Raw genomic sequence first — 22,063 nt, forward strand, 5'->3', positions numbered from 1 at the left:
GGTCACGAATTGAACATCGACGTCAGTCGATAAAGTACAGGTAACACATGCTAAACGATAACAAAATGTCGGGATCCGGTCATAAAGGCTGGGCAACAGGTAAAATCCTTGCGCTGCAACTTATGGCTCTGCTGGTCGTTCTGGTTGTGCTTGTCTGGCTTGCCCTGCGCGGGCTGGGGAGCGGTAGGGAGGTGATCGATCCTGCGTCGATGAAGTTGGTCGGCACCGTCAGCGATCGATTTCTTTCTTACAATGTGGAGATGGTCGAAGTTACAGGTGGCCGTTTCTGGCGTCCCTACAAGGATGGCAAACAGGAGGGCGATGATCGCTATGAGTACCGCCCTCCGTTGGATCTGTCCGACCCGCGGCTGACGGCACTGGCCGCCGCTCTGGGGCCGGCCTATATGCGTGTCAGTGGCACTTGGGCAAATGCCACCTATTTCGACCCGGACAACTCGACCAGGGGCAAAGCACCAGAGGGGTTTGATTCCGTGCTGACTGGTGAACAATGGCGAGCCGCGGTGGAATTCTCCCGTCGGGTGGACGCCGCTATTGTGACCTCTTTTGCCACCAGTCCTGGCGCACGTGACGACAATGGGGTGTGGCAGTGGTCCCTGCAAGCAGAGCCGTGGCTGGCTTACACCCAAAATCTGGGGGCAGAGATCGCTGCGGCGGAGTTTGCCAATGAACCGGAAACGGTTGAGCTGACGCAGGCGCCGGCAGGTTATACGCCAGAGGATTATCGGCGCGACTATAGCCGTTTTCATGACTGGTTGAGTAAAGCCTCACCCTCAACGTTGATCCTGGGTCCGGGAGCTGCCGAGCTTGGCCAGCCTAACCAGTTCCTGCGCAAATGGGCATCGGGTCTGACGGTGTTCGAACGCGAAGATTTGATGACACGGAATGAGCCAGCGCCTGATGCCGTGTCGTTCCATTTCTATGGGGGCGGATCAGAGCGCTGCGGCAAGATACCGGTGATTGGTTTTGGCAAAGAGGATGCGCTGAGTAGCCGTTGGTTGGGACTGATCGACAAGGCGATTGCAACGACCGGTGGGTTGCGTGATCAGGTAGCACCTGGTGCGCCGCTCTGGATTACCGAAACCGGTGAGACGGCGTGCGGCGGCAATCCCTGGGCATCTACCTTTACGGATGTATTCCGCTTTACCGATCAATTGGCCCGCTCTGCCCGGCAGGGGGTGCAAGTCTATATGCACAACACTCTGGCGGCGAGTGATTACGGATTGCTGGATGACACGACGCACAGGCCGCGTCCCAACTACTGGGCAGCCTGGCTGTGGCGACAGTTTATGGGAACGAAAGTGCTGGATGCGGGTAAAGGGACAAGTGACCTGCACCTCTACGCCCATTGTCTGCGCGATCAACCCGGTGGCGTAGCGGTCCTGGCCATTAATCTGGACCCGGATAATACACGCACAGTGCAGGCTCCGGCAGCAGCGCAGCTCTATGTGTTGACCGAAGGCAACACACCAGATGAGGCCATGGTCAATGGGACGGTGTTAGCGCTGACGCCTGACAATGATCTGCCGCTATTGGAGGCCGTACCGGTTGAGCCGGGTGAGCTGACGCTCTCGCCTGCAAGTCTTAACTACATCGTCTTTCCGGGCGGCGACAGTGCCGCATGTCAGTGACCATGCTGGTTCGCAGGCATGTGTATTCCAGGGTTATGAGTTTGGTCCGAGCAAGCCTGACATGTCAGTAGCGCAGAAGCAGGATGCCCGTTTCATTCGCTCCAGAATGGCCCTTTGCTCGGGGTTTCTGAGGTTGCTGGAAAAAAGTCACTGGAGCAGATTGCGGTGCGTGAAATTACGGCCGAAGCCGGAGTCGGATATGCAGCTTTTTACCGGCACTACGACACCAAGGAAGCCTTGCTGGATGATGTGGCGGCGGATGAGACACAGCGCATGGTCGGGTTGTGTCTGCCGCTGTTAGAGGCTTCCGGCACGCTGGAAGCTTGTCAGGCTCAATGCCGTTACATTGATACCCATCGATCACTGTGGACGGCGTTGTTAACCGGAGGCGCGGCGGCCACCATTAAAGCGGAGTTACTGCGCATCTCCCGCGAGGTGGCTGCACAAACGCATGGTGATAAGTCCTGCAGGCTGCCTCGGGATCTTTCAATTATTCTCACGGTGACAACTATGATCGAAACCTTGTCGTGGTGGTTGCAACAGCAAGGTGATGTACCCGCCACAGACGTGGCCGAATACCTGTACACCATCATAACGCCCTGAGCATTGGGGTGAGAGAGCAAGAGCCAAGGGGCTGATACACACACCACACAATATAACATCGGCGTGCCAACAGGAGCAAAATATGAATAATAATCAACCTGCCAGAAAGTTACGCGTTGCACAGTGGGCCACAGGCACCGTTGGTAGCAGCGCCTTGAGAGCGGTGCTTGAGCACCCGTCAATGGAGTTGGTTGGAGTGAGGGTTTATTCGCCTGCGAAAGAAGGTATTGACGCGGGTGAGCTGTGTGGCCTTCCAGCAACCGGGGTGCTGGCCTGCCAGGACATGGAGGCCATTCTGGCACTCAAACCTGACTGTGTGGTGTATATGCCGGACCGGACCGACGTCGATGAGGTCTGTACGTTACTTGCCCGTGGTGTGAATGTTGTCACCACCCGCGCCGAGTTTTTCAATCCGGCTGCCATGGATACGTCTTTGCGGGAGCGGGTGGAAAGCGCCTGCCGGGAAGGCAACAGCTCAATTCATTCCAGTGGCAGTAGCCCGGGATTTATCACCGAGGCGCTGTTGCCACCCTTGTTGTCACTGCAGCGGCGGCTGGATCTCCTGACCATTGACGAATTTGCCAATTGTGTAGATACCTGCTCGGAAGACATGCTGCTGAATATCATGGGTTTCGGCAAAGCGCCGGACGTGTTTTCAGCGCTGCAATTCACAGAGCGGGACACGGTGTTCGGGCACTCGCTGGGCGTGATAGCGAGTGCGATTGGTCTTGAGTTTGATGAGGTTTCTGTCGACAGCGAGTTTGCAGTAACCCGTCAGCCGGTTCTGTTACACACCACAACCATTGCGGCTGGCAGTGTCGGTGGTCAGCGTCATACTGTGACCGGGTTGCACCAAGGCAGGCCTGTGCTGCGCTTTCGCTCCAATTGGTTCGTCTCCACGGACCTGGAAGCTGATTGGGTGCTGAGAGAGGACGGTTGGCGAGTGCTGGTTGAAGGCGATGCGCCGCTGGACATTACCATCACGTTCCCGATTTCTCAGGATCCGCTTACACGGGCTGCCATTATGCCCAATTTCACTGCGCATCGCCCAGTTAATGCAATCCCCTCCGTGTGTTTTGCTCGTCATGGCATCGTCACATCTGCAGAACTGCCACAGATATTTCCTTGGCTAGGGTCAGTACTCCATGTCAAATAATTCACGGTTTGCATTCTGGGATTTGATAGGCGAGATAGGGCAGAGCGTGGTTACGTCCTATTCTGTTCCTCGCATAATTAATCAAATGTGAACAATAAAGTTTTTCAGATCATTGCTCTAATTGATCTGTGGAGATGTGGGCAGTGCATAAGATCCGGTACTGCCCGATCATACAAGACGTAACAAAAATCGGAAGAATGTGAGAGGAAACTATAATGAACCGAAGAGAGTTTCTGCAATGCGCCGCCGTTCTGGTGGGCAGTGCTGGCGTATCCGGCCATGTGCTGGCGCTGAGTCAGACGCAAATGACCTATCTCGCCTCGGCGGATGACTACGTTAAAATGCCGGCGACCCTGTTTTCCAGCCAGCAGCGCGCCATAGTCGCCGCCGCGGCGGAAACGATCATCCCCCGCACGGACACACCCGGAGCTATCGATGCCGGCGTCCCCCACTTTATCGAGCTGATGGTGCAGGACTGGCTCAACGATGAGGAAAGTTCAATTTTTATGAGCGGACTTCAAAATCTGGAGACTGGCATCCCCGCGGAGTTGGGCGCGTCCTATGACAAGCTCAGTGCTGAACAGCAATTGTCAGTGCTGGAAGCACTGGAGGCTGCTGCCAGCAAGAGTCCCTGGTATGCCATGGGTAATGTGCGGCGCACTTTTATCAGCGATGCGCCATTCATTTGCCAGCTAAAGGAACTCACCATCTGGGGCTTTTTCACTTCCGAAGCGGGGGTGAAGCAGGTTCTGCGCTACAACCCCATGCCGATGAAATTTGACGGTCACTACCCCCGAAAGCCCGGTGACACTACCTGGGCGCCATTTGCGACCATTCGCTGAGTTGACCGATCTGAGAACGGATAGCCTGATATGATTACTGCAAAAAATTACGACTTCGACGCCATTGTTGTGGGCTCCGGTATTACCGGTGGCTGGGCTGCAAAAGAACTTACTGAAAAGGGTCTGCGGGTGCTGGTGCTGGAGCGAGGCCGCGATCTGCAACACGGCACTGGATATTTGGGCGAACATGCCCCGAGCTGGAAGATTCCCTTTAACGGTAAACCCCAGCGCGAGCTGGAAGCGGAAAACTACGAGGTGCAAAGTAAGCTACACGCCTTCCGCACGACCAACATACAGTTCTGGAACAATGACAAGCTCAATCCTTACGCCACCGACGAGGGCTCGGAGTTCCAGTGGTTCCGCGGCGGAGTAGTGGGCGGACGCTCGCTGATGTGGGGGCGCCAGACCTACCGCTGGAGCGAGGAAGACTTCAAGGCTAACGCCAAAGATGGCCACGGGATTCCCTGGCCTGTCAGCTATGACGACATCGCGCCCTGGTACAGCTATGTAGAAAAATTCATCGGTGTGAACGGTCGTAAGGAAGGCCTGCCGCAGCTGCCGGACGGCGAATTCCAGAAGCCCATGCCCTGGTATGCGGTGGAGGAAACCATCGCCGAGCGTCTGAAGCAAAACGCGCCGGACGTCACCCTTACCAACGCCCGCACCGCCATCCTCACCGAAGACCTGCCCGGGCGCAGCGCTTGCCACTACTGTGGTCCTTGCGAGAACGGTTGTTCTACCGGTAGTTATTTCAGCTCCCAAAGCTCCACTTTGCCGGCTGCGCGAGCCACCAACAGAATGACCCTGCGACCCAACTCGGTGGTGGAACGACTGGAGTATGACGAGAAGACCCAGCGTATCAGCAAGGTGCATGTGATTGACTCCGAAACCCTGCAGCGTCACAGCTTCAGTGCGCGAGTGGTGTTCCTGTGCGCCTCTACTGTGGGTTCCACCCAACTGCTGCTTAACTCCACCAGTGAAGCTTTCCCCAACGGCCTGGCCAATCGCAGTGGTGTGCTGGGGCAGAACTTGATGGACCACTTCCTCGGCCTCGGCACTATGGGCATGTTTGCCGATAATCGTGATACCTATTACTACGGCAACCGCCCGACCGGGCTCTACATTCCGCGCTTCCGCAACCTGCCTGGCCAGAAAGAGGATCTGGGTTTTGTACGCGGCTACGGCTATCAGACGATTATCAATAACAGCAACTGGACCGGTTCTTTCAACCAGAAAGGCTTTGGTGCTGGCCTGAAAGCCAAGCTGGCTCAATTGCCCAACACCTGGACCTTCTTTGCCGCCGGCTTTGGCGAGTGTCTGCCCAATCCCCAAAATCGTGTTTACCTGAGCCAGAAAAAGGACCGTTACGGCATGCGGCAGGTAGCGTTTGAGTTCAACTGGGGTGACAATGAAAAGGCCATGGCGAAGGATATTCAGGCACAAGGTAAGCGCATTGTGGATGCGTCGGGTTCCGCCTTTACCATGTCCTTTGGCGATGCCGAAAGCCTCTCCGTCCCGGGCTCCGGCATTCATGAGATGGGCACCGCCCGCATGGGTAATGATCCATCTCAATCAGTGCTGAACAAATACAACCAGGCTCACGATGTGCCCAACCTGTTTGTTACAGACGGCTCCTTTATGGCGTCCTCTTCCTGCGTCAATCCGTCGTTGACTTACATGGCCTTTACGGCCCGAGCCTGCGATTATGCGGTGAAGCAGCTGGAAGCAGGTGTGATTTAAGGCCGGGAAGGTATCCATGAATATCAAAAAAATACCTGAAAATCAGCGCTGCCGTGGTGGTAGTGCTGATTGTCGCTCTGGGCGTGCGTATCTAGGTTTCATTAAAATCGAGTAGCAACAGAATGGCGAGCAGGCGTGGTCGCCAAGTCTTCAAGGTGCCGAAGCGGGGCATGGGCGTCTCACTGAGAGTTTATTGTTATGACTGGCAATCAGCTTGAACCGGGTCGTTCTTTGAGTTGTGGAGCCGCAAAGTATAGATTAACAACAGGATCTGTAAGCGTTTACAGATGGGGGTTGATATATTCAGGAGGAAGAGGGAGGTCTTCCGGCTTGAGGTCGGCGATAAGTGGGACGTTGCCAATCCTGGCTCACCGGCGCTATGACGGCGAGCCAGTGGCTCGGGTAAGAATCCATTTCGGGGAAGCTGGCCACCGCCGCCACTAAAGCGGCAGCACTACTTATGGCCAGTCCCCAATTATGGCATATGTCGTCTGCTACTCCTGGGGCGCCTTATACAAGATTGTGTGAGGCAACTGGTTTTTAACGGGAACCAAAGGCATAACGGATGTTCAGGCCTACCTCGCGAGGAGGGGTATAGCTTCCAGCGAAACATACTATAAACGGATATTGATTCATCTGGCTAATCTAAGATTGGCTTTAGTCATTATTTCCCAATTCTGCTTGTGCAGCTTTTCTTTCAAGCCAGAGGCTTAGGTCACATCGGCGCCATCCAACACAGCGAGTAGAAAATTTTATTTTTCGTGGAAATGTTTCGTCTACTTCCGAAATCACATAGAGCGTTGTCCGTGACACGCCGATATATTTAGCCGCTGTATTGGGGCGCATAAATTCCGAAATGGTTTCGTTAGATCTAGGTTCCACGATGGCGCCCCTTAGGATTTCTTGATTCGAATTTTAACTGAGCTGATTACTACGACTTTATTGCTAAAAACCTTTTGAAACTAAAGTTGTTTGTCAATGTAACTTGATTTTACGGCTTGATCGTAATTCGTCAATCATACGTTACATCGAATAGCTCGCTAACGTCAGATGATGTTCTCAGCTTACTATTTTTTCACAGAAACCAACTTTGTTCGATGGTGTGCAATAGTATTTAAGAGGGGTTGAAAGTGACTTATCTCTCATTGAGTGTTTGTTCGATGAGGTTATAAACTGAGGCTTATACGATGAAAAAATAGGCTAAGTAGTGTGGCGCTTATCCTTGTTTGGTTTGGTAGTAGGTCACAAAAATGGGGGCGAGACAAAATCTAGCTTTGGAAATTATTTGGAATGGTAGATTTATTGTCTTGCGCTTTGCTGATTGTTGCCTCTATAACGTCCATGGCCTCTTGGGCGCTGTCAGGGCAAAGGTGTCCGTAGTGCCTCTCAATCAGTTCTACGCTCTTGTGGCCAATGATCTTTGCTACGGAAAGAAGAGGGATTCCGGCAGCAACCATTGTGCTTATCCCGTGGTGTCGCAGTGCGTAATAGTGGAGTTCCTCAGGGAGCCCTCCGTATTTTTTTGTGTCGGACCATGGATCATAGTGAGCGTCGGTTGCCATCATCTGTCCGGTAACCGGTGAGGGGAAAACCAGGCCGGTATCGGGGTTGTCTTGTTGTTTCTTCCAAGCCTGAAGTAGTTGCTTTGTATTGGCCGAAAGGGGGACTTCCATCAGCGTTCCGGCCTTGCCTTTGCGCCGTGCTGTGGCTTTCGATTTTTCACTGTATTTACGCAGCTTGCCGCTGAAGCGCAGATCTACCTCCTCCCATCTAAGCGCGTATATATCTCCAGGGCGCCAACCAGTGGACATAGAAAGTCGACAGAAGGGTACAAACCAGTGGGGATATTCTACAGAATCCAATTCTTGCAGATAGGCTTTGCCGTGGGCACGGCTATTTCGTCTTTCTGCGCGCTTTCGTTCGCCGAACATATTTAGCCCAATCAGCAATTGGGTCATTTCGCTAGGCGTTAGCATTCGGCGTGTTGCTTCCAGGCGGCGTTCTTTTTCCTCAACTGCTTCGTTATATACGGGTGGTTTCAACGCAAACCCCTGGATAGGGTTTACTTCTAGCACTTCATCTTTCACCGCCTGGTTGAGGAGGGCACGCAAGAGCCCGAAAAAACGAGTAATTGTATTATGGTCGTAAAAGGGAGATGAGCCGTTTTTAGGCTTGTAGCGCTTTTTCTGCTTTTCTATTCTGGTTTGCCATTCACCCATGTCACGACGGGTTAAGGTGGCCATATCGCGATCGAGGAACGTTTCAAAGCTAAATAATATTTCGGAGCGGTAGGCTCGTGCTTTCTTCTCACCAAACGTTGCCAAAGTTCGGGAGTATTGTCCGTCGAGGTAGTTGCGTAGTGTACGACGTCCGGCCTCTTGGGCCTGTTGCAGTTGTTGGCTTCGTTGTTTCTCTTTTTCACCCAGTGGGTCGGCGCCTCGACTGTTCCACTCAGCGGCTATCGCTGCAGCCGTTTGTGGCAACATGGCGGGGTACTGCCCAATAGTAATTTGCTTTCGAACGCCTGAACTGTCGGTATAGCGATAACGCCAAGAAGCACTGCTAGCGTTCTTTACAAGATGAAAGCCGCTGATATTGGCACAGCTAAGTTGTGAACGAGTTCCCGCTGAAGAGGCGAATTTGTCCGCTTTAGCATTGGTGATCGCTGTTAATCTTTGGCGAGGCTTATTGTTCATGGCTCAGCCTATCATTAGCTATTGGTTGCATCATATCATGCAGCCAATATGCAGCCAATATGAGCATGCAGCCACGGAAAACAACGAACAATGCCGAACAATAAATATAATAAAAACAATAGGTTAGGATTTTACCGCACAGTAAAAAACAACTAATAGCTGGCTCCTAAGGGGAAGGCCAGTGGTTCGAATCCACTAGGGCGGGCCATTTCGACAGCAAACCCTCCTGTTACTTCCTTGTTTTCCCGCGCAACGTGTAGCCTTGAGCATTTTGCTCTGGTGCATTCGGTCAATGTCGTTTGGCTTGGGGCGGTGCGTGCTGTCTGATTTCTGATGCAGGGCGAGCCGGCGCGTATCTGTGCACTTTGTGTGTGATCGTCAGCGAGCTTGAATAATAGGTCGCTGGCTGCGTGCTCGTCCTTGCTTACAGGCTGTTCGCCAGGCTTGCTCGTGCGTGAGAGGAAAAGTTAACAACGCCTTCCTCACATGACTATTCTGAGGGCTTCGGTCGGTCTGAGAGACGTTCATCCGGGGGCAGCAAGCAGATCTGGTCGAGCATCACTGCTTGCTTTCTTTTGACAATCTGGGGTGGGTTTCTCCGTGAATCAGGCGTAATCGAAGTCGAATTCGACGATTTCTCTTTCGAGACGCATGTCTTCAAGCCGTTCCTCTAATTTACGCCGGGCATCCAGTTCCAGGGCTTTGGCTTCGGCGCTGCTTCGTCGATTGTTTTTGGTGTTGGACTTGGTGGTGGCTTCTGGTTGTAAGAGTTCGTTGCTCATATCGAGATTCCTCCTTGTCGATACCGTGCCTGTATTTTTTATTGGTTTAATGTATCAAGCTCGCATGAAAAATATACCGTTTAGGGGACTTGGGTCAAGCACATTGGATGATGATTTTGTGAAATATCTGTGACCAACAAGCGCTCCCTCCCGGTCGCACAGTCAGGGGTATTTCGGCGGTGCAAAAAATGACGATTTCAAGCCAGTTTGGGTCTATTTTGGTGCGAATTTCGCCAGTGCACCGACGTCGGTGTCAACGTGTGAGGAATGCTGGGGGCCCTCAGTGGTTGAATTCTGAAGAGGTTGGCAGATATTGGTCTAATATTAGTTATGGTTTATTGTTGAGCACCCGATTGATGGGGATTTTCCCGTCATTGTGAACCGGGCATTGAGTCTTGGGGGGGACGGGGACCGATCACTTTCAGTCCGTTAGCTATTGGATACAAGGTGCGCAGCAGCAGGAATGGCTGTCGGGGACATTTGGAGTGCTTGCCGGGGTAGAATTGACAGGCTGGGTAGAGGGCAAAAGGCGTATTTATGAGTATTAAGTCTCACCTTTCTGAAGTTGAACAAAAGTTGACCATCTCCATCAGTGGGCGGTTTGATTTCAGTGCTCATCAGGAGTTTAGAAATGCCTACGAGTCACTGCCGGTGGCTCCATCCCAGTTTGTGGTTGATCTTGATGGTGCCAATTATCTGGATAGTTCGGCGTTGGGTATGTTGCTGTTGCTCAGAGACCATGCCGGTGGCAATTCAGCTGATATCGAAATTGTGAATTGCAGCCCGGATGTCAAAAAGATTTTAACCATTTCTAATTTTGAGCAGCTGTTTACCATTCGGTAATTCGGTCTGTCTGGATGTGCGAGGCCGGTTGTTTGAGTGAAGCCAGCAGGTATAACCACAGTTGAGTTTACACATATAAAGGCGTCTGCTTACCCTATGTTGGAATCCCGAGCATTAACTGTTCTGATCGCTGATGATACAGATTCGGATCGATTGATTTTAGAAGCTATTGTCAAAAAGGAAGGCCATCAGGTCATCAGTGTCGATAATGGAATTAAGGCCGTAGCGGCCTACCAAGAGCACCATCCGGACCTGGTTTTACTGGATGCGCTGATGCCGGTCATGGATGGGTTTGAAGCTGCTCGCCAGATCAAAGTTTTGGCGGGTGAAGACCTGGTTCCTGTCATTTTTCTCACCTCGCTTGCCGATACAGACTCTTTGGTTAAATGCCTTGAAGCGGGTGGTGATGACTTTCTGTCAAAACCTTACAGTCGTGTAATTTTAAAGGCAAAAATTAAAGCTTTTTCACGAATGCGTGAAATGCACCAAATGGTTCAATTACAACGGGATCAAATTGCTCAGCACAACAGTCACTTAATGCGGGAGCAGGAGGTGGCGAAACAAATTTTTGATAAAATTGCCCACACTGGCAGCATGAATGCGCCTAACGTCCGCTATTCTCTCTCCCCCCTGGCCATCTTTAATGGTGACGTGATTGTCGCTGCCGTGCGTCCCTCCGGTAGTATGATGGTCTTGTTAGGCGATTTTACCGGTCACGGGTTGCCCGCGGCCATAGGCTCGATGCCACTGTCTTCAATTTTTTATGGCATGGTGGGAAAAGGCTATTCAATGGTCGATATCCTCCGGGAGATCAATCAAAAGCTAAAACAAATACTGCCAGTGGGGGTTTTTTGTTGTGCCACGATAGTAGATATGAATTTTTCCAAAAGGAAAATTAAAATCTGGAATGGGGGGCTGCCAGATTGTTATATCCATCGGCTTGACTCAGGAGCCGTGGATACGGTGCGCTCTACTCATTTACCGCTAGGGGTTTTGAATGACGCTAATTTCAAGGATGATTGCGAACAAGTTGAAATGAACCCTGGTGACCGGCTGTATTTGTGGTCTGACGGCATTATAGAATCCCGCAACAAACACGGGGAAATGTTCGGTGAGGAGCGACTAAAGCAACTCTTCGAAAACAACGCTCAGGCAGACACGGTGTTTGAACGGATACTGGATGCCGTTCATGAATATTCTGACGGTCAGCGTGACGACGATTTATCCTTGATCGAACTGACGATGGCTGACCCCGGACAATTGCCCGATACTCGGCAGGAGTATACGACCAGTCGCTACGGTGGGTTGCAGGAGTGGTCGATGACACTGGAGCTCAAGACTTCTACCTTGAAGCTCTTTGATCCCTTGCCTCTGCTGCTGAATATCCTGGTGGAAGTGCCCGGTTTACGATCGCATAGCGGGACTTTGTACACTCTTCTGGCAGAGTTGTATTCAAACGCACTGGAGCATGGGGTGTTGAGACTCCCCTCCAGCTGGAAAACAACCTCTGAGGGTTTTGAACGGTATTATCAAGAGCGTCAAAAGCGTATGGATGCCCTCTCGGCAGGTTTTATCCGTTTTGATATGGAGCATCAAACTCAGGGGGCTGGGGGCGTTTTAACCATTCGGGTGACAGACTCCGGTGATGGTTTTGAGCATGTGAAAAACATCAATAATGGCCATCGATTGGAGGCTTACAGTGGGCGGGGGATTGCCCTGATTCGGTCCCTGAGTCACAGTCTCCGATATTTGGGTAATGGCAATCAGGTGGAAGTGACCTTTGTATGGGATGCCGATGATTAGATTGTGCTGGTGAATCGTGTTTTAATATTTTTTCCAATCGCAATACCGACAGTGAGTTTGGCGGCGGGTGTTTAAGCGCTGTCAAGATCCGTGAAGATCAGCATTCGGGAAGGACAGGGGCCAGAACGGGCCACAACTCAGGTTCCCGAGATCCGATCGGCTGTAGAGCCTATTTTCAGGAGTTTTATGCTATGAACGAATCTGTGGATACAGATACCTTGAGCATGTTGAAAGAGGTTATGGAGGACGATTTTCAATTGTTGGTCAGCACCTTTTTGGACGACGCCCAGCTACGCATCCCGCAGTTATTCGAGGAATTTAACGCAGGCGATGGGGAGATGCTCAGACAGACCGCTCACAGCCTCAAAGGCAGCAGTAGCAACTTGGGGGCTGTGCGTTTATCTGAGTTGTGTTTTCAGGTTGAGCACAGGGCTAAGGAGAACCAGCTGGATGGGTTGGAAGATGTTCTGTATCAAGTGAAAGCGGAGTTTGATCAAGTGAGGTCAATTTTGGAGGGGCTATAAATTGATACCATGAAATTACCCCCACGCCCAACGTTCAGGCTGCTTGTATCAATTCGTAAAGCTGGCATCCTGCCTTTAGTCTAAAACACACTAAGCCCTAAAACTTCCTTTGCCTACACTTCATATTACGAGCCCTTGCGGATAGTTCTCCATGGGCCTTGTCTGTGGAGGGTTTTCTGGTGGGGAAGTCGCTATGCCGTTTGTGTTGAGCTGGGTCCTGTGCATAACAGGTTTGTTTCTTGCTGTCAGTTCCTACAGCGATGAATCACCCGCGGGAATTACCGGAGCCGTAACGGTCGATGTCTTTCAGGCCAAGCAGCTATACGACCGCGGCGCGCTTTTTGTCGACGTCCGAGCTGATGAAGAGTGGTCAATAGGCCATATAGCGGGCGCTGTACACCTGGATTTTCAGCGTGACTTTGCCAAGCTCTATGCCGCTGAAGGCGTGACTCGTGATACCCCCTTGGTACTCTACTGCAACAGTTCAAACTGTCTGCGCAGTGCGTATGCTTCTGCAGTGAGCGTATACTGGGGGTTTAAGAATGTTTTTTATTTTCGCGCTGGGTATTTTGCCTGGCTGCTAGAGGATTTTCCGGCGGTCATGAGTCATGTGGCTGTCGTGGATGAGCGCTCCCAGATGGGGATGGCTGCCAAGCAATAGCGGTGCGGTAACCGCCAATACCCCCAGCGACGTCTTCTCACAAAAAAGCCGGATTAAAACATCCGGCTTTTTTTTGTATTGCAGAAAGGACTCTGGTTAAGATTCCTTGAATCAGAGTGCTTCTGAACTCACGCCCTTACAGCTTAAATTTCACCATTAAATTGTACATCTTCTCAAAGGTCGGCCCGTAGGGCGGCGCCATCATCTGGATACCACTGATTTTTCCGGGCTTAAAGATGGGGCGTAATTTTGAAAATTCGTTAAAGCCTTCAGGTCCATGATAGTGCCCCATACCGCTATTGCCGATACCACCAAATGGCATGTCGTGCTGAGCTACATGGAAAACACTGTCGTTAATGCACATGCCTCCCGACAGCGTATTATAGATAACGTGATCCTGCAGCGGCTTGTTATTGGAATAAAGGTACAGTGCCAGAGGGCGCTCGTGGCTGTTGATGTAAGCAATGACATCATCAATGGTGTCATAGGGCTTGATGGGTAACAGGGGGCCAAAAATTTCATCCTGCATGATCATCATGTCATCGGTGGTATCGAGTACCAGATGTGGGGGGATCTTACGGTTGCTTTCATCAATCGGGTCGTTGCCCAGCAGGTTAATGGGGTTGGCGCCTTTTGTCTTGGCGTCAGCCAGGGTATTGCTCAGGCGGTTGAATGCCTTTTGGTCAATGATGGACGTGTAATCCTTGCTTTGCGCCGTAGGGTAGCGTTGGCTGACAATGCGTTTTGCCGCCGCCACGAACTCCTCGGTTTTTGAGCGGGGCACGAAGACGTAATCGGGAGCGACGCATGTTTGCCCGGCATTAAAAAACTTGCCCATTAACATGCGCTCGGCTGCGGTATTCACGTCGAAGTCATCCGCAACAATGGTGGGTGATTTACCACCCAGCTCCAGGGTAACCGGTGTCAGTGTTTTCGCGGCGGTTTCCATGACGGTCACTGCAGTGCCAGGTGAGCCGGTAAACACCAGATGATCCCAGGGTTGGTGAGTGAATTCCGTAGCGGACACGCCAGGGATGACCGCCACCGTGTCGTCGTTAAATTGGGCTTTGATCAGCTCGTCCAGAAGCCTTGCAAGGGTTTGTGAGTTGGCAGCCAGTTTGATGATGCAGCGATTGCCGGCAGCGATGGCGCTGATGCAGGGGCTCAAGGAGAGGAACAACGGATAGTTCCATGGCGTCACGATGCCAATCACGCCCTTGGGCTGTGGAATGACGGTGTTTTTAGCGCCCCAAAATGCGAGTCCTACGTGGCGTTTCTGAGGTTTCATCCACTTCTTAATGCGCTTTCTGGTGTAATTTATGCCGCTGAGCAGGCCGTAGACTTCCAGCAAGCGGGTTTCCTGGCTGGAGCGATTGCCGTAATCCTCACAGATCGCGGCCGCAATGGCCTCCTGGTTGTCCCGCAATAGGTTTTCCAGCTTGTCCAGACTGTCCAGACGTTGTTCCAGACTTGGGTAGGGCGTCTGTCGGGAAAGCTGACGCTGACGGTTAAAAACCTGCTGAAAACGACTCAAGCCAGTTGTTTCATCCGTAGCTGCAGTCGTGGAGCGGTTAACCGATGTTTCTACAGAAATATTCATGCAATGCCTCCGGCGCATCATCAGTGGGCAAAGCGCCAAGATGTAGTCGGCGCTCTTGGGTATACCATAGCGTATTATTAAAATAGTACTAACGTACAAATTTAACCTAATGCGGAGGGCATGAGAAGCAGGATTTGGGATTTCTTTCCTATGAGCCCGTTGGGTCCAGTCCTGCCTTGGGCTTGCAGAGGCTGTCCGTGATCTCCAGGCGAGCTCAGCTTGAGCGGCAAGAGAGGTCAAAATGGCCGATTTGCTGTTCATTTTCGCGCAATCGGGGGGCTCCCAATGACTGAATGGCTACCCGTGAAAAGGGCTGTGATAGACTCTGCCCATTGCCAACCCAAGGGAAAGATTCATGAAATTTGAAGGTACTGAGAATTACGTCGCCACAGACGATTTGAGAATGGCCGTTGATGCGGCCGTAGCCCTGCAGCGTCCTCTGCTGGTCAAAGGGGAGCCGGGAACCGGCAAGACCATGCTGGCGGAGCAGGTGGCGCAATCCATGGGAATGCGTTTGATTCAATGGCATATTAAGTCAACCACCAAAGCACAGCAGGGGTTGTACGAGTACGATGCGGTGTCGCGCTTGCGGGACTCTCAGCTGGGCAATGAAAAAGTGAACGATATCGCCAACTACCTGAAAAAAGGCAAGTTGTGGGAAGCGTTTGAGTCCGAAGAGCAGGTTGTTTTATTGATTGATGAGATCGATAAGGCTGACATCGAGTTTCCCAATGACCTGTTGGTTGAAATCGACAAGATGGAATTCTTTGTCTACGAAACCGGGGAGGTGGTTAAGGCCAAGCAGCGCCCCATCGTGATTATCACCAGTAATAATGAGAAAGAATTGCCTGATGCTTTCCTGCGTCGTTGTTTCTTCCATTACATCAGTTTCCCAAGCCGTGAAACCATGATACAGATCATTGATGTTCATTTTCCGACCATCAAAGCTGATCTGGTTCGGGATGCACTGGATGTTTTCTTTGATGTGCGCCAGGTACCGGGGTTGAAGAAAAAGCCTTCTACTTCAGAGTTGGTGGATTGGCTTAAATTGTTAATGGCCGACGATATTCCGGATGAGGTGCTGCAGAGTGGCGATACCCGTCAGGCCATTCCACCTTTGTACGGCGCTTTACTGAAAAATGAGCAGGATGTGCATTTGCTGGAACGTCTTGCGTTTATGACTCGTCGTAAAAACGCCTAAATACAGAACCGTCTTGGTTCGAGTGCTGTGGTTGAATTGAGCATAGGCTGGGTAGCAGGTTTGCCGGGTGGTATGTTTACGAAGGGCGCTAAAACCAAAACGGGTGCTCGGTAAGGAGTATTAGATGCTAGTCAATTTTTTCTACGGCCTGCGTAAGGCCGAAGTACCTGTGTCTCTGAAAGAGCTGTTGGTGCTGTTAGAAGCAATGGAAAAGCAGTTGGCATTCGGGAGTGTGGACGAGTTTTACCTGTTGGCACGTACGTGCCTGATCAAAGACGAAAAGTACTTTGATAAGTTCGATCGTGCCTTTGGCGCTTATTTCAAAGGCCTGGAAAACCTCGACGGTATTGTTGAAGCACTGATCCCGGATGAATGGACTCGTGCAGAGTTCATGAAAACGCTGAGCGATGAAGAGAAGGCCAAGATTGAATCCCTGGGTGGGCTTGAAAAGCTGATTGAGGAGTTTAACAAGCGCCTTGAAGAGCAGAAAAAACGGCATCAGGGGGGCAATAAGTGGATCGGCACCGGTGGCACGTCACCTTTTGGTAACAGTGGCTATAACCCGGAAGGGGTTCGGGTTGGCGGTGAGAGCCGCAACAAGTCTGCGGCTAAGGTCTGGGATAAGCGCGAGTTCAAAAATTTGGCGGATGACGTTGAATTGGGCACTCGCAATATCAAAGTGGCGCTGCGTAAGCTGCGCAAGTTTGCCCGCACCGGTGCTGCCGAAGAGCTGGATCTGGACAACACCATCCGCTCTACGGCCAATAATGCCGGCTTTCTTGATATTAAAATGGTCCCTGAGCGCCACAACGCAGTGAAGATTTTACTGTTTTTTGATGTCGGTGGGTCTATGGATCCCTATGTGCGGGTGTGTGAAGAGTTGTTTTCAGCCTGTAAAACTGAATTCAAGCACATGGAATATTTCTATTTCCATAACTTTATATATGAGTATCTGTGGAAAGACAATCGTCGCCGCAGTACCGATACCACTGCGTTGTTTGATGTGCTTCATACTTACGCCAGCGATTATAAAGTGATTTTTATCGGGGATGCCTCCATGGCTCCGTATGAAATCAGTACTCAGTACGGTTGTGTTGAGTACATGAATGAAGAGCCGGGCTACGTATGGATGCAGCGGTTAACGGAAACCTTTAACAAAGTCATTTGGTTGAATCCGACACCGGAAAAGTATTGGAATCATACCCAGACGATTGACATGACTCGCAAGCTGGTGAATAACAAAATGTACCCGTTAACACTGGAGGGTTTGGATGAAGGTATAAAGTACCTGACCAAGTAACCCCTGTGGCGGACAACTCTTTGTGATCGCTCAAAAATGCCAGCTATATGCTGGCATTTTTAATGGCTTTTTCAAATGATGATTGCTGGGACGTCATGAAAAGGTTGTCCGGTGTTGGTGAGGTTTTGCCGTTTTTTATAATGGCTGAACAAAGCCCGAAAATCTGTTGACTTTTCAAGGGTATTCTATACGCTTGCAGTCATCTTTTTCTCCATCGAATGTTACCCAACCAGCAGTTTGTAAAAATTATCGCCTTCTGGATCATGGTAAACGTAGCGTAAAGCCATCGATGGCAACCAATACAGCGTTCCAAATCCTGCAGATTTTTAAATCTGCGCTGTATTGAAATAACGCATTTACAGACAAGGTTTAAAGAGACTGAACATGTATATGATTGAATATCCACAAGCTATTGCGACTTCTCTGTTCGTGACAGGGGTCGTAACGGATCTGCGCCATGGCTTTAAGCCGTGTTGTGCGGCACTGCGTATTGTGGATTTTTAACGTCTCTCATGGCTATGGGGGGCATTGAGGCCTCCCGGCAAGTTTCTTGAAAACCCGGTGGGTCTTGGATCTACCGGGTTTTTTTATGCCCGGAAATTGGGCTGAGCTTGATACCAGGGCAGTGATTGTCCGGTTTTTAGCACAGGTGCTACTAACCGATGTAGAGAAAAGGAAGAGGGACGATGGATCACGATGATGATATCGATGATATCGCTATTTTAAGTAATAACTGATTTTATCTCGGAAGGGATCGGGCATGGAATGGAAGAATGTGGGCATTAATTCGAACAGATAAACAAACGTTAAAAATGTTGATCGCGATCGCGATCCCCATGGTGATATCCCAGGGTACATTTGCGCTGATGATTTTCACCGACCGCTTTTTTATGTCGCTGGTGAGCCCTACTCATGTGGCGGCAACGCTGGGTGGTGGGGTGGCAGCGTTCATGTGTATGTCTCTCTGGATAGGGCTGCTGTCGTACGGCAATGCTTTGGTCGCTCAGTATTTAGGTGCGGGAAAGAAAAGCCTGTGTTCCAGAATTGTGACCCAAGGACTCTTTATCGCTGGGTTGTGTACACCCATCCTGTGGTTCATGGGGTATGGGGTGTATCTCAGCTTTGATGGTTTGGGTCATGATCCGCAACAGCTGGTTTTGGAGAAACAGTATTTTGAAATTCTGCTGGCCTGGGGGTTTCTGACCCTGTTTAAAGCGTGCTTCTCGTCGTTTTTTGCGGGTATTGGCAATACAAAAGTTGTGATGATAGTGGATCTGCTGGGGGTTGTGATCAATGTACCGCTTTCCTACAGTTTGATATTTGGCTATGCGGGCGCGCCCGAAATGGGGATCGCGGGTGCCGCCTGGGGTACCGTGTTAAGTAATTTTACTGCCCTGGTATTGTTTTTTCTGTTTTACCGTTCGCGCAGTAACAGTACTGAATTTTCGGTTGCCGATTCCTATCAATTTGATCGGCCGCTGTTCAATCGTTATTGGCGCTTGGGTTTTCCCTCGGGCCTTGAAATGTTTCTGAATGTTGCGGCCTTCAATGTGTTCATTTTATTGTTTCAGTCCTACGGTGTAACCGCAGGAGCGTCGGCAGCCATTGTTTTGAATTGGGACCTGTTGTCCTTTGTGCCCATGGTGGGCTTGCATATTGCTGTGATCAGTATGGTGGGCCGCTGCATGGGGGCACAGGATTTTCAGCGGCTGAATTCGGTCATTAGTTCGGGGTTCGTGTTGGGATTGATGTATTCCGGTAGTTTGGCTTTGTTGTTTATCTTTTTCCGGGAATCCTTGGTGGGTGTGTTTATGACATCAGCAACGGAAAACGACGCCATTTTTCAGCTGTCGAGCTGGATGATGATCGGCATGGCCAGCTACGTCATGGCCGATGCGGTGATTCTGGTGGCGGGTGGTGTGTTGCGCGGAGCTGGAGACACTCGCTGGCTTATGGTTACTTCGGTGTTATTGCATTGGCTCATGGTGTTGGCGCAGTATGTGGTGATTGTTGAGCTGCAGTTGGGACCAAAAATGGCGTGGATGATCTTTGTGGGGTTGATTTTGGCTCTGGCTTTGGCATTTACTTTGCGGTTGACCGGCTCGGGATGGCGCAAGCACATTCCGCAAGAGTGGACTCCGGTTGAAGCCGCCAATTTATGATCACTTGCCGGACACGACTGGACCGCTATCTCAGTCATGAACTGCACATCCCGCGGCGGGAGGTGCGCCTGATTCTGGCACAGGGGCGGGTCCGGGTGGATGGTGCTGTGGCTCGGTCGATTCATCGGGTGGTGGATAAATTTTGTCGGGTGGAGTTTGACGGAGCGTTGCTGTCTGCCCGGGCACCTCGTTATATCATGCTGCATAAACCCAAAGGTGTGGTCAGTGCGACCCAGGATACCAGGCACACTACGGTCATCGATCTTTTGCCTGCTCATGAGCGTCACAATTTGCACATAGTTGGAAGGCTGGACTTTAACACGACAGGTTTGGTGTTATTGACCAATGATGGCCAGTGGTCTCAGTCATTGACCCATCCGGACACCAAAGTGCCCAAGCTTTATCACGTCACCCTGGCGCGGCCCGTCACCGATGAATATATCGAGGCCTTTGCGGCAGGGATGTTCTTTGAATTTGAAGGTATCACCACTCGCTCCGCCGGGTTGACTATCATCAACCCTTATGAAGCTAAAGTGGTGTTGGAAGAGGGGCGCTACCATCAGATCAAAAGAATGTTTGGCCGTTTTAATAATAAGGTGGTCGACCTGCACCGAGAGGCTATTGGTGCTCTGGCGCTGCCGGATGATCTGCTGTCCGGGGATTCCAGGGCATTGACGGCTGCAGAAGTGGAGGCTCTGTCATCCTGACACTCTTTGCTGATATTGGGTAAAGCTTCTTTTGTCGGCCACGTCAGTCAGCAGGCGAAGCCGGTGGTTGGGCCTGTGGCCGGGGACGGCTGGCAATGGCCTGAACCGGGAGCTCAGGCCGGGTTTTGCCGGGGTAGCAGCGGCAGATCATGAAGAGCCGGAGCTTGAATCGGTGGCAATTTTAGGCTCCAGTGGCACTGACGCCCCTATATCTGGGCGGTAGCGGCTTTGCCTGGGGCTCGGATCGTGGCAGTTTGGGCACTTTTCCTGTAAGCTGCACGGCTTATTTGATGCGTGCTGGGTGGCGATTATCGACCTTTCAAACGTGTCCTGACCCAGATGTTTCTTCAGGAGTCTCTCCTCGTGAGGGCGTCTCCTTTGCAAGTTTTTCCTTATGAAAGCTTCTCCCCACATGAGTTCCCCCCCTATGAGTTTTGCGTCCCTTAGTTTATCAGCATCCATTTTAAAAGCCGTTGAAGAGGAGGGGTACGATACTCCATCTCCGATTCAGGCTCAGGCCATTCCCGCGGTACTGGAAGGGCGAGACGTGATGGCTGCTGCGCAAACCGGGACCGGTAAAACCGCAGGTTTTACTCTGCCATTGCTGGAATTGTTGTCAAAAGGCGAGCGAGCGCGGCCCAACCAGGTGCGAGCACTGGTGTTGACGCCGACCCGCGAATTGGCCGCACAGGTGGCTGAAAGCGTTGAGACTTACGGCAAGCACTTGCCGTTAACGTCTACCGTCGTGTTTGGCGGGGTGAAAATCAATCCCCAGATGATGCGTCTGCGCAAAGGGGTCGATGTCTTGGTGGCTACCCCGGGGCGTTTACTGGATTTGTACCAGCAAAATGCTGTGCGCTTCCAGCAGCTCGAGGTGTTGGTATTGGACGAAGCAGACCGCATGCTGGACATGGGGTTTATTCACGACATCAAGAAAATTTTGGCCGTGCTCCCCAAGCAGCGTCAAAACCTGATGTTTTCAGCCACTTTTTCGGATGAAATTCGTGCCTTGGCCAAGGGGTTGGTGAATGATCCCGTTGAAATCTCGGTGGCCAAACGCAACACCACCGCAGAGAGTGTCAGCCAGTGGATCTATGGCGTCGATAAAAACCAGAAGCCAGCGGTTTTAACGCAGTTGATCCAGGATAATGCCTGGGAGCAGGTGCTGGTCTTTACCAAGACCAAACACGGCGCCAACCGCTTGACCAAACAGCTCGATGCGCAAGGCATAACCGCCGCGGCCATTCATGGCAATAAAAGCCAGGGTGCCCGTACCCGTGCGCTGGCCGATTTTAAAGGTAAATCTATCCGGGTGTTGGTGGCAACCGACATCGCCGCTCGCGGTTTGGATATTGACCAGTTACCCCAGGTGGTGAATTTTGATCTGCCCAACGTAGCCGAAGATTATGTACACCGTATCGGTCGCACCGGCCGAGCGGGCGCGGTAGGTCAGGCGGTATCTTTGGTAACGGCAGAAGAATTCAAGTTGCTGACGGCAATTGAGCGATTAACCAATCAGCTGTTGGAGCGGCGTGATCTCGAAGGGTTTACCCCGGTACACCCTTTGCCGCAGTCACGCCTGGATACGCGACAGCACAAACCGAAAAAGCCGAAAAACCCCAAGCCGGACCACCGTGACGGTCAGCGCTCGGGTGAAAATGCTCGTGGCCACAGGCCCGCTAGCGCGTATAAGCCCGCCAATGCCAATCGTCGGCGTTCGGCACGGCCTAATCCCGGCAAGGCGGCAAGCTAAAATCGAGTGAATGTAGGGCCTGAACAGCAGTGGGTTTTGAC

Annotated in this window: 18 protein-coding genes; 14 read left to right on the plus strand and 4 right to left on the minus strand. The window is 51.5% G+C overall.

Annotated features, from left to right (window positions below; all coding sequences use genetic code 11):
* Window positions 1-47: 47 nt before the first annotated feature.
* The 5 genes from G8770_RS16305 to G8770_RS16325 all read left to right on the plus strand — a co-directional run bounded on the left by G8770_RS16305 (window position 48) and on the right by G8770_RS16325 (window position 5,990).
* Window positions 48-1,649: a hypothetical protein gene (locus G8770_RS16305; RefSeq protein ID WP_167189177.1), complete on the plus strand. Its 1,602-nt coding sequence runs from the start codon at window positions 48-50 to the stop codon at window positions 1,647-1,649.
* A gap of 114 nt (window positions 1,650-1,763) precedes the next feature.
* Window positions 1,764-2,252, plus strand: coding sequence for a TetR/AcrR family transcriptional regulator (locus G8770_RS16310; RefSeq protein WP_167189180.1), 489 nt, complete (start codon window positions 1,764-1,766; stop codon window positions 2,250-2,252).
* Window positions 2,253-2,334: 82 nt separating this feature from the next.
* Window positions 2,335-3,408, plus strand: a complete 1,074-nt coding sequence (locus tag G8770_RS16315; RefSeq protein WP_167189182.1) for an NAD(P)H-dependent amine dehydrogenase family protein — start codon at window positions 2,335-2,337, stop codon at window positions 3,406-3,408.
* A 215-nt stretch (window positions 3,409-3,623) separates the two neighbouring features.
* On the plus strand, window positions 3,624-4,250 hold the full coding sequence (locus tag G8770_RS16320; protein WP_167189185.1) for a gluconate 2-dehydrogenase subunit 3 family protein: 627 nt from the start codon (window positions 3,624-3,626) through the stop codon (window positions 4,248-4,250).
* A 30-nt stretch (window positions 4,251-4,280) separates the two neighbouring features.
* Entirely contained in the window at window positions 4,281-5,990 is a 1,710-nt protein-coding gene (locus tag G8770_RS16325) for an FAD-dependent oxidoreductase (protein ID WP_167189188.1), read from the plus strand.
* A gap of 657 nt (window positions 5,991-6,647) precedes the next feature.
* On the opposite strand, the gene G8770_RS24695 is transcribed toward G8770_RS16325, so the two are convergent.
* The 3 genes from G8770_RS24695 to G8770_RS16340 form a co-directional block, all read right to left on the minus strand.
* A complete protein-coding gene (locus G8770_RS24695) occupies window positions 6,648-6,836 on the minus strand; it encodes a helix-turn-helix transcriptional regulator (protein WP_167189361.1) in 189 nt (62 codons plus the stop codon).
* Window positions 6,837-7,258: 422 nt separating this feature from the next.
* Window positions 7,259-8,686, minus strand: coding sequence for a tyrosine-type recombinase/integrase (locus G8770_RS16335; RefSeq protein ID WP_167189191.1), 1,428 nt, complete (start codon window positions 8,684-8,686; stop codon window positions 7,259-7,261).
* 605 nt (window positions 8,687-9,291) lie between these two features.
* On the minus strand, window positions 9,292-9,468 hold the full coding sequence (locus G8770_RS16340; protein WP_167189193.1) for a PA3496 family putative envelope integrity protein: 177 nt from the start codon (window positions 9,466-9,468) through the stop codon (window positions 9,292-9,294).
* Between the two features lie 537 nt (window positions 9,469-10,005).
* Here G8770_RS16340 and G8770_RS16345 point away from each other — a divergent pair.
* The 4 genes from G8770_RS16345 (at window position 10,006) to G8770_RS16360 (ending at window position 13,299) form a co-directional block, all read left to right on the plus strand.
* Window positions 10,006-10,311, plus strand: a complete 306-nt coding sequence (locus G8770_RS16345; RefSeq protein WP_167189196.1) for an STAS domain-containing protein — start codon at window positions 10,006-10,008, stop codon at window positions 10,309-10,311.
* A gap of 96 nt (window positions 10,312-10,407) precedes the next feature.
* Complete coding sequence (locus tag G8770_RS16350; RefSeq protein WP_167189198.1) at window positions 10,408-12,114, plus strand: ATP-binding SpoIIE family protein phosphatase; 1,707 nt, start codon at window positions 10,408-10,410, stop codon at window positions 12,112-12,114.
* 191 nt (window positions 12,115-12,305) lie between these two features.
* Window positions 12,306-12,638: an Hpt domain-containing protein gene (locus G8770_RS16355; protein ID WP_167189201.1), complete on the plus strand. Its 333-nt coding sequence runs from the start codon at window positions 12,306-12,308 to the stop codon at window positions 12,636-12,638.
* Window positions 12,639-12,831: 193 nt separating this feature from the next.
* Complete coding sequence (locus tag G8770_RS16360) at window positions 12,832-13,299, plus strand: rhodanese-like domain-containing protein (protein WP_167189204.1); 468 nt, start codon at window positions 12,832-12,834, stop codon at window positions 13,297-13,299.
* A 136-nt stretch (window positions 13,300-13,435) separates the two neighbouring features.
* Here the strand turns inward: G8770_RS16360 and G8770_RS16365 are convergent, their stop codons facing one another.
* Window positions 13,436-14,899: a coniferyl aldehyde dehydrogenase gene (locus G8770_RS16365; protein WP_167189207.1), complete on the minus strand. Its 1,464-nt coding sequence runs from the start codon at window positions 14,897-14,899 to the stop codon at window positions 13,436-13,438.
* A gap of 355 nt (window positions 14,900-15,254) precedes the next feature.
* Between G8770_RS16365 and G8770_RS16370 the strand changes: the two genes are divergently transcribed.
* From G8770_RS16370 to G8770_RS16390, 5 genes are all read left to right on the plus strand, one after another.
* Window positions 15,255-16,100: an AAA family ATPase gene (locus G8770_RS16370; protein WP_167189210.1), complete on the plus strand. Its 846-nt coding sequence runs from the start codon at window positions 15,255-15,257 to the stop codon at window positions 16,098-16,100.
* Between the two features lie 124 nt (window positions 16,101-16,224).
* Window positions 16,225-17,400 (plus strand): vWA domain-containing protein, encoded by a 1,176-nt coding sequence (locus G8770_RS16375; protein WP_167189213.1) that lies wholly within the window; start codon window positions 16,225-16,227, stop codon window positions 17,398-17,400.
* A 773-nt stretch (window positions 17,401-18,173) separates the two neighbouring features.
* Entirely contained in the window at window positions 18,174-19,562 is a 1,389-nt protein-coding gene (locus G8770_RS16380; RefSeq protein WP_208022317.1) for an MATE family efflux transporter, read from the plus strand.
* A complete protein-coding gene (locus tag G8770_RS16385; RefSeq protein ID WP_167189216.1) occupies window positions 19,559-20,269 on the plus strand; it encodes a pseudouridine synthase in 711 nt (236 codons plus the stop codon). Before G8770_RS16380 ends, G8770_RS16385 begins: the two co-directional genes overlap by 4 nt.
* 427 nt (window positions 20,270-20,696) lie before the next feature.
* The gene (locus G8770_RS16390) at window positions 20,697-22,022 is read left to right on the plus strand and encodes a DEAD/DEAH box helicase (protein WP_167189219.1); all 1,326 of its coding nucleotides are present in this window, start codon (window positions 20,697-20,699) and stop codon (window positions 22,020-22,022) included.
* Window positions 22,023-22,063 lie beyond the last annotated feature (41 nt).

Source organism: Pseudomaricurvus hydrocarbonicus, from assembly GCF_011602365.1.
Classification (GTDB): domain Bacteria; phylum Pseudomonadota; class Gammaproteobacteria; order Pseudomonadales; family Cellvibrionaceae; genus Pseudomaricurvus; species Pseudomaricurvus hydrocarbonicus.

Bases quoted from the DNA above. Each gene is read 5' to 3' on its own strand.
- G8770_RS16305 (WP_167189177.1), top strand. From the start codon at position 48: ATGCTAAACGATAACAAAATGTCGGGATCCGGTCATAAAGGCTGGGCA.
- G8770_RS16315 (WP_167189182.1), top strand. From the start codon at position 2,335: ATGAATAATAATCAACCTGCCAGAAAGTTACGCGTTGCACAGTGGGCC.
- G8770_RS16320 (WP_167189185.1), top strand. From the start codon at position 3,624: ATGAACCGAAGAGAGTTTCTGCAATGCGCCGCCGTTCTGGTGGGCAGT.
- G8770_RS16325 (WP_167189188.1), top strand. From the start codon at position 4,281: ATGATTACTGCAAAAAATTACGACTTCGACGCCATTGTTGTGGGCTCC.
- G8770_RS24695 (WP_167189361.1), bottom strand. From the start codon at position 6,836: ATGCGCCCCAATACAGCGGCTAAATATATCGGCGTGTCACGGACAACG.
- G8770_RS16335 (WP_167189191.1), bottom strand. From the start codon at position 8,686: ATGAACAATAAGCCTCGCCAAAGATTAACAGCGATCACCAATGCTAAA.
- G8770_RS16340 (WP_167189193.1), bottom strand. From the start codon at position 9,468: ATGAGCAACGAACTCTTACAACCAGAAGCCACCACCAAGTCCAACACC.
- G8770_RS16345 (WP_167189196.1), top strand. From the start codon at position 10,006: ATGAGTATTAAGTCTCACCTTTCTGAAGTTGAACAAAAGTTGACCATC.
- G8770_RS16350 (WP_167189198.1), top strand. From the start codon at position 10,408: ATGTTGGAATCCCGAGCATTAACTGTTCTGATCGCTGATGATACAGAT.
- G8770_RS16355 (WP_167189201.1), top strand. From the start codon at position 12,306: ATGAACGAATCTGTGGATACAGATACCTTGAGCATGTTGAAAGAGGTT.
- G8770_RS16360 (WP_167189204.1), top strand. From the start codon at position 12,832: ATGCCGTTTGTGTTGAGCTGGGTCCTGTGCATAACAGGTTTGTTTCTT.
- G8770_RS16365 (WP_167189207.1), bottom strand. From the start codon at position 14,899: ATGAATATTTCTGTAGAAACATCGGTTAACCGCTCCACGACTGCAGCT.
- G8770_RS16370 (WP_167189210.1), top strand. From the start codon at position 15,255: ATGAAATTTGAAGGTACTGAGAATTACGTCGCCACAGACGATTTGAGA.
- G8770_RS16375 (WP_167189213.1), top strand. From the start codon at position 16,225: ATGCTAGTCAATTTTTTCTACGGCCTGCGTAAGGCCGAAGTACCTGTG.
- G8770_RS16380 (WP_208022317.1), top strand. From the start codon at position 18,174: ATGTGGGCATTAATTCGAACAGATAAACAAACGTTAAAAATGTTGATC.
- G8770_RS16385 (WP_167189216.1), top strand. From the start codon at position 19,559: ATGATCACTTGCCGGACACGACTGGACCGCTATCTCAGTCATGAACTG.
- G8770_RS16390 (WP_167189219.1), top strand. From the start codon at position 20,697: ATGAGTTTTGCGTCCCTTAGTTTATCAGCATCCATTTTAAAAGCCGTT.